Here is a 12616-nt window from a genome sequence, read left to right on the forward strand (position 1 = left end):
CCCGCCTGGCATCGCCCCTTTGCGCTACGAGGAGGATTGGCGCCCCCTTTGCCGGAGCCTGCCGCAGTCTTCGGAAGCCGAATACAAGTGCCTCGGCGATCCTGACGGGCTGATGCTGAGCCTGGGGGGCGAACTGAGGCTCCGCACCGAACTGTCCAACGGTGCTTTGACCCGACCCGAACCGGATCGGCAGGCGCTGCTGGTTCGGCAGCTTGTCCATGCCGACATTCGCCTTGACTCTTCGCTGCGTGTCTTTTTGCAGGGAGGCACGCTGCAGGCCATCGGTGAGCCCAAGCCCTTTCCTGCGATCCAGCAAAATGATGGCGATCTAAGCCAGCTGTTTCTCGATTATCAGGTCCGGTCGAAATCGCAGGCCGCGATGGTTCGGCTGGGTCGACAGGAAATGGCTTTCGGGTCGCAGCGCCTGATCGCGCTGCGCGATGGCCCGAACCAGCGACTGGCCTTTGATGGCGTCCGTATGCGGCTGGACGCAGGGCAGGGAAGTGTCGATGCTTTTGTCACGTGGCCGGTGCAGGCACGGCCAGGACTGCTGGACGACACGAGTGGAGCCGAGGACCGGTTGGCGGGTGTCTATGTGACGCAGCAGATCGCGGGGCCCTTGAAGGCCGACCTTTATCTTCTCGAACGCAGGCAGAATGCCGACAGCCCTCTTGCCCCCCGGCCAGGAGGCTTCCGCCAATCCCTCGGGGCGCGGCTGTTCGGACGTCGATCGGGTTTCGATTGGGACGTCGAGGCGGTGATCCAGCGCGGCTTTGCAGGCGGTCAGCGCATTCGTGCGTGGACGCTGGCAAGCGATGTCGGCTTCACCTTTGGCGCTACTGCCCTGGAACCGAGGATCAGCCTGAAGGTCGATCTGGCCAGCGGCGATCGCCGTCCCGGCGACGGCATCAGTGGTACCTTTGACCCACTCTACCCGAAGCTGCCCTATTTCTCCGAAGCCAATCTAGTGGTTCCGGCCAATCTGGTCGACATCAATCCGGGCATATCGCTGCGGCCGCAGCCATCGTTGCTGCTGTCTGCCAACTGGGATTTCCTGTGGCGCCATCGGCTCGCCGACGCGATCTACACCGCCCCCCTTGCGGTTGTTCAGGGATCTTCAGGGCAGGGAAGCCGCTATATCGGCGATCAGAAGGTGCTGACCGCCGACTGGTCCGTGAATCGGCATCTGCGGCTATATGGCCAGGCCGTCAGCTTCAGGCCCGGGCAAACACTGCGACAGCTGGGTGGCCGATCCATCGAGTTTCTAGTTGTGTCCGCATCCCTTCGCTTTTGAATGGGCTGCCCCACTTTATCGGGTGTCCTGCCGCAAAACTGCCTCCAAGCTCGTCCATGTCATGGACGGATATCGTTCATTGTCGAGCGGCGTGGCGAGAAGCCCTTCGCCGGCAAGCAGGTTCCTGAGATACTGCATCCCCTGCCAGGCAGGATAGAGATCGTCGGGCGTGCCTGGCGCAAACAGCCTGGCCAGCCGAATGGTAAGGCCTAGGGTTCCCAAAGTTCCGACGGGAAGTATGCCGTAAGATCGGCCGCGCACCCGGCTGGTCGCCGCAGCGATGTCGCGCACGGTGACACGCGCTCCGGAAATCCGCAGCCAGCGGGGCGTATCGGGGTCCATCGCCGCATGTGCCGTGAACCGGGCCGTGTCGGCAATGGTCGTGAAGTCCATTGGCTGGTCGGCACTGCCCCAATAGATTACGCGGCGAATGCTGTGCTGGACGATCGGGATCGTGCCTGTCAGCATGTCCATGAAGGCGCCGTTCAGCACGGATGTCAGACGCAGACCGGAACTTTCCGCGCGCTGCAGGAAGGCGCTGCGAAGATTAAGATTTCGGTTGCTGCCCTGTGGCACCTGCCGGAAGTCGATGGCATAATCCGATGGAATGAAGCGGGGTACGCCCGCCTTCACCGCCGCATCGAGCAAGCGACCCTGCGCGCCGAGAATGACCGGTTCCAGGCCGCTGAGCGCGGATACCACGCAATGAACTCCGTTCAGCGCGCGCGCGATCGAATCTACGTCATCGAAGTCGGCGTATCTCACTTGCGAGGCCATGCCCTCGAGATGCCTTGCCGAAGATTCTGTGCGCACCAGGGCAGCAACCGGTGCGCCGAGGCCAGCAAGTTCCCGAACGATACGCCCACCCAAATCCCCGGTCGCTCCGGCAACTATTATCATGAATGCAACTCCCTCAGATATTGATCAGGCATGGCCGCTCTGCTTGTAAAGGCATCGCGAAATCGATGGCTGGTGCCAGCTACGCACGAGCGCGCCTGCTGGCTTCATTTGGCGCACAGTCCTCTGCGGTAAGGCTGCAGCGAGCCCATCAGGCCCGTCCTGTATCGCACCAGTGCGCGATAGGCGTCTTCCTCGCTGGCCATGCAGAGCGGACCAACCCAATGGACTGGTTCCCTGATCGGCGTACCGCAAAAGAGCACCAGCCGAGCGCCATTGCCCGTTGCTGCCAGATAGAGCGAGCCATCACCATTGGGCAGCACAACTTCGCCCGCATCGGCCGTTGCTGTGGCGGCCATGAGCTCACCCTGATGCACGACAGCCAGATTGGCCGGCTGATCATGGCTATACCAGTCGAACCGGGCAAAGGGGGCAAGCCATATGTCCAGCAAGGTTACCGGGCTGGTGGTTGCGATGGGGCTGATCCGGTCCCGAAAGCCACCTGCCAGCACTCGGATCCAGCTGCCATCGGAACCGCAAATGATCGGGATGTCACCGGGTTCCAGATGATGCACCACAGGCTTGTCGTGTTTGCGCTGCATGGGGTGGTTCAGAAAGATCTGAAGTCCCTCGACTGGCTGGTCGGTTGCGGGGATTTCCTCATGGAGAATGCCTGACCCTGCGGAAGTCCAGTGCAATCCACCGGGCGTGATCTTGTGTCTGCCGCCAGCGCTGTCCCGGTTGCGCATAACGCCAGCAGATTCCGGCATCACATAGGTGATCGCGGAAAAGCCGGCGTGGGGATGGGGCGGGAAAGTCGGCCGACTCATCCAGAACCGGTCGATGGCCAGCCAGGGATCGATTGACGTGCCCAGAACGGCTCCGTCGAGATGCTGCACCCTGAAGCCCGGCCCGCGACTGGTGAACAATGGGCGCACGACGCGAGAAATCGGCTCAGGCTTGTCATCGCTGGAACTGGCACTGCCCCGGGCCCAGGCACCGGGATAGTCGAGACTATCCCGCATGGCTGACCGGAGGAAGTACGGACGTGAAAAGCAGTTCGATCAGTTGGGACCCTTCTGTCGATGACCAATCCTGTGCCAGTTCGGCAATCATTGTGTTGGTCGCCGTCAGCACCACGCCGGCATCCTGCATGCGTCGCCGCGACATGTCCTCGCTCAGCTCGAACGGAGAACCCGATGCATCCATCACGGCCTGCACGCGATAACCTTGTTCGACCGCGCTGATGGACGGGAAGACGAGGCAGACATCGGTGGTGATACCGGCCATGATCAGGTCCTTGCGTCCTGTTGCCTCAACCGCAGCCACGAATTGTGCATCCGTCCAAGCGTTGACAATGCCTGCGCGCCTGACACGTGCTTCGAAAGCATCCGGCAGGATTTCGGCCAGCTCTGGCATCAGCGGACCCTGGATACGTTCTTCCTGACTTGAGGTCAGAATGACCGGCATTTGCAGGATCTTTGCGGCGCGGGCGAGCGCAAGCGTCATCGTCCGAACCTGCTCCAGCGGCAAGTTCTTCACCAGCTGCATCGTGCCGACCTGGTGATCGATCAGCAGGAGGGCGGAACTATTCGGGCGGAAGGGGTGTGTCATGATCGTCTTTCCTGGCTTGGAAACAGCTCAGTTTGTGATGCCGGAAATCCTCTGTTCCCGCGTTGCCGATCCTGCCGGTAACGCTTCGATCTTGCGCCCAAATCTTGCGTCGAGGTTCTGTTGCACCTTTGCCACCGCAAGGCGTCGATGCTCACTGGGACGGGTGCTTGCTGCGTGCGTCGATTTCGACCACCTGCGGCGCTTGCTCCCATCCGCCACCCAGCGCGCGAAAGACCCCGACAGATGCCTCGGCCTTGGCCGCTTTCGCCAGCGCCAGCGCCTGTCTGGCCTGCAGAAGATCTGCTTCCGCTCCCAGCAGCTGGAGCGCATTGTCCTTGCCGCTGCTGAACCGAATGCGGGTGAGGTACGCGGACTGCGCTGCGGCTCTCTCTGCCTCGGCCAGCGTCAGGCTCCGCTCGGTCGTTGCCTTCAGCCGCGCGAGGGCCTGTTCTGTTTCCTGGAGCGCAGTGAGGACCGCACCATCGAATGCGGCAAGGCGAGCATCTGCCTGCGCCGATGCTGCCGTCACCCGTGCACGGGCAGCGCCGTCGACCGGAATCGACCATGATATCAGGGGGCCAAGCGAAAAGCCGATATTGGCAGAACGTCCAAGATCATTGGGATCGATTCCGCTTGTGGCCAGGGACCCCGCTAGGCGGATCGAGGGGTAGAGGGCTGCGGTTGCAACACCGATCCGGGCGGTATCTGATGCTAGACGTGCTTCGGCAGCCCGCACATCTGGGCGTCGCGCGATCAGGCCGGCGCCATCGCCCACCGGGATCGCCGATCTTGGCTCCGGCGGAACCTCGCATTTCCCGACCTCGGCTAGATCCTCGCCTGGTTCTCCCCCGATCAGAGTCCGCAGTGCATGGATTGCTGCTCGGTTCTCGGCATCCAGCGCCGGAAGCGCAGCTTCAGCCTGGGCCAAAAGTCCTTCTGCGGCATGGATATCGCGGGCCGCTACTCGGCCCAGGGTGTGAAGCCGCCGCACCAGCGCGAGTGTCCTTTCCTGATTGGACACGGCGTCGCGCGCGACATTGAGCTGCAGGCGATTGGAGCAGGCCAGGACATAGTTTCGGGCAACCTCTGCCGCTACGCTGACCCGAACAGAGTCCAGTTCCGCCGCTGCCGCCAGCGCATCGGCCCTTGAAGCCTCGACGGATCGACGGACGCCGCCGAAAAGGTCCAGTTCATAGGCGGCGTCCGATGCAAGCTCGTAAAGCTCGAATTCCGGCGGTTGTGCCGGTGCAAAGCCCAGTCCGGCATTGGCCCCGGTGCCTACCCGGTTGGTGTTTGCAGCGCCACGGGCCGTCAGGGCCGGAAACTGCCCAGCTCGCGCTTCGCGGACCAGCGCACGGGCGCGCCGCAAATTGGCACTGGCTTGGCGAACATCGGTATTGTGCTGCAGCGCCCGCACAATCAGCCCATCGAGAACGGGGTCCTCGAACAGTCGCCACCATTGATCGGGCAGAGAGGCTTTGGCAAACTCGGGAGTGCCCGCCTCGCCAAATTCCTGCTTTGCGGCCTGCGGGACGAGAGGGCGGCTGAAGTCGGGGCCGACGACGCAGGCCGATAGGCTTGCAGACAGGAGCACAGCGAGCGCAAGACGTCCGGACTGCATCATCCTTCTCCGGCAGGGGTGGCGGTTCCCGTCCTCGTCTCGGAAGGAGGTGCTGTTCGCGATCCGCGCAGGGTCGCAAGCCGTTGTTCGAGCATCCTTACCAGCACATAGAAGGAGGGCGTGAACATCAGTCCGAACACGGTGACGCCGATCATGCCGAAGAACACCGCAATGCCAAGAGCCTGGCGCATTTCGGCGCCTGGTCCGGTGGAAATGACCAATGGAAGCACGCCCAGGATGAAGGCCATCGATGTCATGAGGATCGGGCGTAACCGCTGTGCTGCCGCGTGTTGCGCGGCCGCTTTCGGTGCCATGCCATTTTCCTCGTTCAGCTTCGCAAATTCGACGATCAGAATGGCATTTTTCGCCGCCAGGCCGATCAGCACCACCAGACCGATCTGGGTCAGGATGTTGTTGTCCCGGCCCATGATGTTCACGCCGACAATGGCGGCCAGCAGACACATCGGCACGATCAGGATCACGGCCAGGGGCAGCGCCAGGCTTTCATACTGCGCGGCAAGCAACAGGAACACGAACAGGACACCCAGCGCAAAAATCAGCGATCCGGTATTGCTGGCGGCGCGTTGCTGATAGGCCAGTTCTGTCCATTCGTAATCGAAACCCTGAGGCAGGATTCTGGCCGCAAGCCTTTCCATGGTGTCGAGCGACTGGCCTGTCGAGTATCCTGGCATCGTGTCACCCTGCAATTCTGCGGCACGATAGAGATTGTATCGGACTACGCGATAGGCGCCGGAGTCGTCGCGCAGGTTCATCACGGCATCGAGCGGGACCATGTCCCCGGTCGCTGATCGGGTCCGCAACCGGCCTATGTCGGAAAGGTCGTCACGATAGGGGGCATCGGCCTGGGCCGTGACCCTGAAGGTTCGGCCCAGATAGTTGAAATCGTTGATGTAGCGTGAACCAAGATAGGTGCCCAGAGTAGAGAAGATATTCTCAACTGGCACCCCCAGTTGCTCTGCCCTGGCGCGGTCAATATCGGCGAGCAGCTGCGGTGTCCGCGTGTTGAATGTCGTGAATGCGCCCATGATGCCTTCGGCCTGATTGGCCGCGCCCATCATCGCGAAGGCTGCACCCTCCAGAGCCTTTAGACCGGCGCCGCCCCTATCCTCGATAACCATCTTGAACCCGCCGCCGGTGCCCAATCCGGACACGGGAGGCGGTGGAATGATCAGCAGGTTCGCAGCGGTAATTCCAACCAGTGCACCGCGCAGTTCATTGGCAACAATGTCGGCATGGGGCCGCGTGCCCGCCTCCTTCAGGGTGATGAAGATTGCAGCCGCATTGGGCGCGTTCGTGAAGGTCGCTCCGTCAAACCCGGCAAAGGCTACGGTGTTGCTGACCGACGGATTGCGAAGAGCAATGGCCTGAGCCTGTTCGACCACGCTGGTCGTGCGTTGCAGCGATGCGCCCGGCGGCATCTGGACCACGCCGATGACATAGCCCTGGTCCTGGGCAGGAATGAAGCCGGATGGCGTTTCGGCAAAGCGCCAGCCCGTGGCAAGCAGCAGGCACAGATAGGCTATCCCCATGAAGGTCAGGCTGCGCAGCGTTCTGGCTGTCAGTCTGCCGTAGCGATCCGACAGACGCGCGAAGCCGGTGTTAAACCCTTTGGCGAATTGAGCGGGCCAGCCGCGCCAGCCGGCGGCCGGCGGGGCATGGCCATGCTCGCGTGGTCGCAACAGCAGCGCTGCAAGTGCAGGTGACAGGGTCAGCGATACAAAGGCCGAGACAGCCGTCGCGCTGGCAATCGTCATTGCGAACTGCTGATAGAACTGGCCGGAAATGCCAGGGATGAAGGCTGTGGGGATGAACACGCCGCAGAGGACGAGTGCAATGGCGACGAGTGCACCCGATACTTCGTCCATTGTCGCATGGGCGGCTGCTAGCGGCGAGAGATGCTTTTCTTCCATCAGCCGTTCGACATTCTCGACGACAACGATCGCGTCATCGACCACAATGCCGATTGCCAGGACAAGCCCGAACAGCGACAGGCTGTTGAGGGAAAGGCCCAGCCCCGCCAGTGCGGCAAGCGCCCCTGCAAGTGCGATAGGGATGGCGACGATGGGGATGATCGCCGCGCGCCAGCTTTGCAGAAAAAGCAGTACCACCAGCGCCACCAGGACGATGGCCTCGATCAGCGTGTCCTCTACGGCGGCGATCGACGCTTCGACATAGCTGGTCGGATTATAGGGAATGGAATAGTCCATCCCCGGAGGAAAATCGCCGGCCGCCCTTGCGAGTTCGGTCTTGACAGCCTCGGCCACACTCAGCGCATTCGACCCCGGAAGCTGCGAAATGGCCAGCGCCACGGTCGGCCTCCCATTTGAAAACGCATTGATGCTGTAGTCCTGCGCGCCCAGCTCGACCCTTGCGATGTCGCTCAGCCGGGTCAGTGCTAAACCTTCGCGCTTCACGATGATGTTGCCGAACTCTTCCGGTGTCGAAAGCCGGCCCTGCGTCTGGATGCCCAGCTGGAATGCCGTGCCTGCGCTGTTGAAAGGCGCCTGGCCGATCGACCCTGCAGAAACCTGGGCATTTTGGGCTCGAATAGCGGCAACGACCTCATCGACGGTCAGGCTCCGGCTGGCGGCCAGCTCGGGATCGATCCAGACGCGCATGTTATAGTCCCGGCCGCCGATCAGCCGTGCCGAGCCTACGCCTTCGATGCGCGAAATCCGGTCGATCAACTGCAGTGTGGCATAGTTGGAGATGTAAGGCTGCGGCAATGAACCATCAGGGGAGAAGAAATTGGCAACAAGTAGCAGGTCGGGAGAGTTCTTGCGCACGGTCACACCGATCTGGCGCACTTCTTCTGGCAGGCGCGGCTCGGCGGAACTGACCCGGTTCTGAACCAGAACCTGGGCCTGATCGACATCGGTCCCCTGCTGGAAGGTGATGGTGATCGCCAGGTTGCCGTCCCCCGTCGAGGAGGAGGAGATATAAAGCATGTCCTCTACGCCGTTTATTGCCTCCTCAAGCGGTGCTGCGACAACATCGGCAATTGTTTCGGCAGAGGCGCCCGGGAAGCTGGCCGACACGACAACAGTGGGGGGCGCGATCTGGGGATACTGGGCTACCGGCAGGGTAGGATAGGCAATGACGCCGAAAATGGTGATGAAGATCGAGAGGACCGCAGCGAATATGGGGCGGTCTATGCAGAAATGGGCCAGCCGCATCGTTCAGCGCGCCGTTGCTTGCGCTGGCGCAGGCGCCGCGAGGGGCTGGGCAATCGGCGCGTCGTTCTTCGCGCGAGGACGAATCCTGCCTTGTCTGGGGCTGATGAGTGTGCCGGGCTGCAGCCGCGCCAGTCCGTCAATCACCAGCTTCTCTGTCGGCGCCAGCCCCTCGCGAATGACGCGCAGGCCTTCGACCATGGGGCCGGTCACGACAGGGCGCGGCACGACTTCGTTCTTGCCATTGAGAACATAGACGAGCTTTCTTGTCTGATCGGTCAATATGGCTTCGTCAGGCACCAGCATTGCCTTGTAGCTGCCAGAACCAAGAAGCCTCGCCCGACCGAACATGCCGGGCACCAGGAATCCGTCCGGATTGGCGACCACGGCATAAGCCTGGATCGTGCCGGTATTGGGGTTGATGCCGTTGTCGATGAACCGCATGCTGCCGCGCCAGCCATAGCGGTTTTCATCGGCCAGCTGGATTTCCACGGGATTGGGCGCGAAGCGCGAGCTCCGCCGCTGGCCCTGTGCGTCCTGGCGCATGTACTTGAGGTAAAACGCTTCCGCGCCGTCAAAGCTGAAGCGGATGGGGTCAAGCCGAACTATGCGGGTCAACTCGGTCTGACCGGCTGTCACGAAATCACCGACATCGACCCTGCGGCTGGAGACAAGCCCCGAAATCGGGGCCCGAACCTCCGTGAGTGACAGATCCAGGCTTGCCGTTCGCTGGCGTGCCTGAGCTGCGGCCAGCCCCGCCCGGGCGGTCCGCAGAGCGGCAGTGATCGTGTCACTCTCTTCACGGCTGATCGCATCGCTGTCGACCAGTGCAGTTGCCCTGTTTGCCTGCAGCGTTGCATTGACAAGCGTTGCGCGGGCACTCGCGACACTCGCTTCGGCCTCCGACAGGGCTGCGCGAAACGGGCGCTGATCCACGACGAACAGGAGATCGCCCCGGTTCACACGGCGGCCGTCCTGAAATGCGATGCGGGTGATCGGGCCGGAAACCCGGGGAATGAGTTGCACATCCTCTTCGGCCACGAACCGACCGATATACTCGTCCCAGTCAACGACGACGCGCTGGAGGGCCGTGGCCACGGTTGCAGATGGCGGTGGCGGGGGAGGAGGTGGCTCGCTGCTGCATGCTGGTAACAGCAGCGTCGAAAGCAAAATCAGCGTTGAGGCGAAATGCACCAGGCCGTGTTGGCCGCCTGGTCTGGCTGCTTTTGCAATGCACCAGCTTCCCGGTCTTGGCGAGCGAGTGCCTTGGTCCGTGATGGCTGACAATCCGGCTACTCCCCTGGACGCTGGCTTCAGGGAATGCTGAAACCCTCTCGTCGAGCCGCGAGGACGGCCGGACTATCGTCGCCCAGTTGGGAAAGGCCTGCGTTCCCCATCTTGCCACCACGAAACCGATTTTGCGGGAAAAGGGCAGGGAGCGTGAGGATGTTTGTCGCGCATGCAGCTTTCAATGCCACATGCTCGCCCGGCTGCAAGGGGGGCAGAGCTTGTGCCTTCAGGTCGCGGGTGCAGCGCGCGATGGAAAAGCGCCGCACCCGGAGACCTCATGATCATGCGCCTGTTTCTGCAAAGGCGGTATCGAGCCCAACCGCTTCCCAAACCTCCAATTCTGCCAGGAGCGCCTGGGCGTGATCGCGCACGGCCATGATGGCGTCTTCGCCCAGTTGCAGACGAAGCGGGGTATCCGGTGCCTGGAGCGCCAGACCGATGGCTTGGGCAGCCTTCATCGGATCGCCAGCTTGGCTGAGGTGCATGCCCGACGCAAAGTCCCGTGTTCCCGAGACCGCTTCCCGATAATCCGCGATGATCGGCATATGGCGAAGAGCACTGCCTGCAAACGAGGTGCGGAATGCTCCGGGCTCGACTATCATGACCTTGATGCCGAATGGCGCCAGTTCACCGTGCAACCCCTCCGAAAGCCCTTCCAGCGCGAACTTGCTGGCCGAATAGGGGGCGAAGCCGGGAACGGACATTTGGCCGCCCATGCTCGAGACATTAACGATGGCTCCTGAACCCTGCTTGCGCATGAATGGCAGGGCAGCGCGGATGACAGTCGTAGCTCCGAAGAAATTGGTCTCCATCAGCGCGCGCAATTCGTGCTCGGGCGTCTCTTCGACAGCACCGACGATACCATAGCCAGCGTTGTTGATGAGTATGTCGATCCGGCCAAAGCGGGCGATCGCCTCTGCGACTGCGGCTTCGGCATCGCCCGCCATGGTGACGTCCAGCTTCAATGCGATGATGCGCTCGGGCGCTGAGTTGACAAGCGCGTCGAGCCGATCAGGGCTGCGCGCGGTCGCGACGACGTTATCGCCTTGGGCCAGTGCGTACCGCGCAAAAGCCTCGCCGAAGCCGCTCGATGCACCCGTGATGAACCACGTTTGGGCTTGCCTGGTCATTTCATGTCTCCTCTTTTCTTAAAACTTGCGCCTTGCTGGGCGTGCGACATGTATGGCGTTCAGGCGATCATTCGATAATGCGCTTCAAACTGCACGCACTATGCGATATGATTCAGTAATGGATCGAGACCTCCTTGCGCATCTGCCGGTCGTCCGCAGGGTTGCCGAACGACGGAGCTTTGCCCGTGCAGCTGCGGAGCTGGGGCTGAGCCCGTCTGCCGTCAGCCATGCCGTCCGGCTGTTCGAGGAGCGATTGCGTACGCCCCTATTTGCCCGCACGACCCGGAGCGTCTCGCTGACTGAAGCGGGGCAAACCTTTCTCGCTGCCGCGATTCCGGCGCTCGATGCGCTCGAAGAGGCCGCATCCATGATCCAGGCCGCCGATGGAAATGTGACCGGGACAGTTCGCATCAACGCACCGAGCGTAGCCATGCCGCTGGCATTGACGCGGATCATTGCCAGACTTGCCGGTCGTCATCCGCGCTTGGTGGTCGAGGTGACAAGCGACGAGGCTCTGGTCGACATCGTGCGCGCAGGCCATGATATGGGGGTTCGTCTGGGCGAGATGATTGCACAGGACATGGTTGCAGTCCGGCTGACGCCGCCGTTCAAGGCCATTATGGCTGCCTCGCCAGAATATCTCCGGCTGCGTGGAAAACCGCGGGCGTTGGCCGATCTGAAGACCCACAACTGCATAGGCTTTCGTCAGTTGAGTGGCGGTGGCGTTTACGCATGGGATTTGGCCGACGAAGGGAAGGATGTCGCCGTCAAGGTCTCCGGCTCGGTCCGGGTTACTGAACCATTGCTGGCGATCGAGCTTGCATCCCAGAGCGTCGGAATTGCCTATGGCTTTGAACCGCTGATGCGCGATGCAATCCAGGCGGGGAGGCTTGAACAGGTGCTCCCCGCAGCGTCCATCGAGGAACCGGGGCTGTTCCTTTATTTCCCGCGCCGTGCAACCCAGGCTCCAAAAATCAGGGCTTTCGTAGATGCAGTGCGCGCATAGGTGTATCCCGGTTCAGGCATGGAAACATTCGTAAATTTGATGTAACGTCTTCAAGTCCGCAATCTGCATCAGCGAATGGACCCAGCGTTGCGAAAGGTGCTAAATCGGGGGCATGCATTTTGTTCATGATCCCCTAGCACCTGCCGCCGCACCAATCGCATTTGAGGACTTTCTGAAAGTCGATATTCGAGTGGGCCGGATCATCGAAGCGCGCCCCTTTCCCGAAGCGCGCAAGCCTGCCCTGAAGCTGCAGATCGATTTCGGTCCCACGATCGGCGTTAAGCGGTCATCCGCTCAGATTACGGAGCATTACACCCCGGAGACATTGACCGGCCGCCTGATCGCTGCAGTCGTCAACTTTCCGCCGCGCCAGATTGGCAAGTTCCTGTCAGAAGTCCTGACAGTCGGCTTTCCGGACGAGAACGGCGCGGTGGTACTGTTCGCACCCGATGGTAATGTTCCTGTGGGCGCGAGGCTATTCTGACATGTAATCCGGTCCGATCTGCCTCTTTTTCTTTTTGCCTGTAGAGGGTTGTGCTTTTTTGGCTTTGCGTGATCAAGGACTTAGAA

General features: G+C 61.7%; 10 protein-coding genes. 3 read left to right on the forward strand and 7 right to left on the reverse strand.

Features of this window, described 5'->3' with window-relative positions; genetic code table 11:
* Positions 1 to 1294 (forward strand): alginate export family protein (locus tag FG486_RS11795; protein ID WP_206678384.1); only part of this gene is annotated, 1294 nt, incomplete at its 5' end.
* Between the two features lie 15 nt (positions 1295 to 1309).
* Here the strand turns inward: FG486_RS11795 and FG486_RS11800 are convergent.
* From FG486_RS11800 to FG486_RS11830, 7 genes are all read right to left on the reverse strand, one after another.
* Positions 1310 to 2194, reverse strand: coding sequence for an NmrA family NAD(P)-binding protein (locus FG486_RS11800; RefSeq protein WP_181267621.1), 885 nt, complete (start codon positions 2192 to 2194; stop codon positions 1310 to 1312).
* Between the two features lie 104 nt (positions 2195 to 2298).
* Positions 2299 to 3090, reverse strand: coding sequence for a pirin family protein (locus FG486_RS11805; RefSeq protein ID WP_171009897.1), 792 nt, complete (start codon positions 3088 to 3090; stop codon positions 2299 to 2301).
* 115 nt (positions 3091 to 3205) lie between these two features.
* Entirely contained in the window at positions 3206 to 3805 is a 600-nt protein-coding gene (locus FG486_RS11810; RefSeq protein WP_066281291.1) for an isochorismatase family protein, read from the reverse strand.
* A 151-nt stretch (positions 3806 to 3956) separates the two neighbouring features.
* Positions 3957 to 5429 carry an efflux transporter outer membrane subunit gene (locus FG486_RS11815; protein WP_181267622.1) on the reverse strand — a complete coding sequence of 491 codons (1473 nt, stop codon included), beginning with the start codon at positions 5427 to 5429 and terminating at the stop codon, positions 3957 to 3959.
* Positions 5426 to 8623 (reverse strand): efflux RND transporter permease subunit, encoded by a 3198-nt coding sequence (locus tag FG486_RS11820; RefSeq protein WP_181267623.1) that lies wholly within the window; start codon positions 8621 to 8623, stop codon positions 5426 to 5428. Before FG486_RS11820 ends, FG486_RS11815 begins: the two co-directional genes overlap by 4 nt.
* 3 nt (positions 8624 to 8626) lie before the next feature.
* The gene (locus tag FG486_RS11825; RefSeq protein WP_338401607.1) at positions 8627 to 9718 is read right to left on the reverse strand and encodes an efflux RND transporter periplasmic adaptor subunit; all 1092 of its coding nucleotides are present in this window, start codon (positions 9716 to 9718) and stop codon (positions 8627 to 8629) included.
* Positions 9719 to 10191: 473 nt separating this feature from the next.
* Positions 10192 to 11040 carry an oxidoreductase gene (locus FG486_RS11830; RefSeq protein ID WP_181267625.1) on the reverse strand — a complete coding sequence of 283 codons (849 nt, stop codon included), beginning with the start codon at positions 11038 to 11040 and terminating at the stop codon, positions 10192 to 10194.
* A 118-nt stretch (positions 11041 to 11158) separates the two neighbouring features.
* Between FG486_RS11830 and FG486_RS11835 the strand changes: the two genes are divergently transcribed.
* Together FG486_RS11835 and FG486_RS11840 are read left to right on the forward strand one after the other, a co-directional pair.
* Positions 11159 to 12046 carry a LysR family transcriptional regulator gene (locus FG486_RS11835; RefSeq protein WP_181267626.1) on the forward strand — a complete coding sequence of 296 codons (888 nt, stop codon included), beginning with the start codon at positions 11159 to 11161 and terminating at the stop codon, positions 12044 to 12046.
* Between the two features lie 112 nt (positions 12047 to 12158).
* On the forward strand, positions 12159 to 12530 hold the full coding sequence (locus FG486_RS11840) for a tRNA-binding protein (protein WP_066283052.1): 372 nt from the start codon (positions 12159 to 12161) through the stop codon (positions 12528 to 12530).
* The last annotated feature ends 86 nt before the right edge of the window (positions 12531 to 12616 follow it).

The organism is Blastomonas ursincola, from assembly GCF_013607875.1.
Lineage (GTDB): Bacteria > Pseudomonadota > Alphaproteobacteria > Sphingomonadales > Sphingomonadaceae > Blastomonas > Blastomonas ursincola.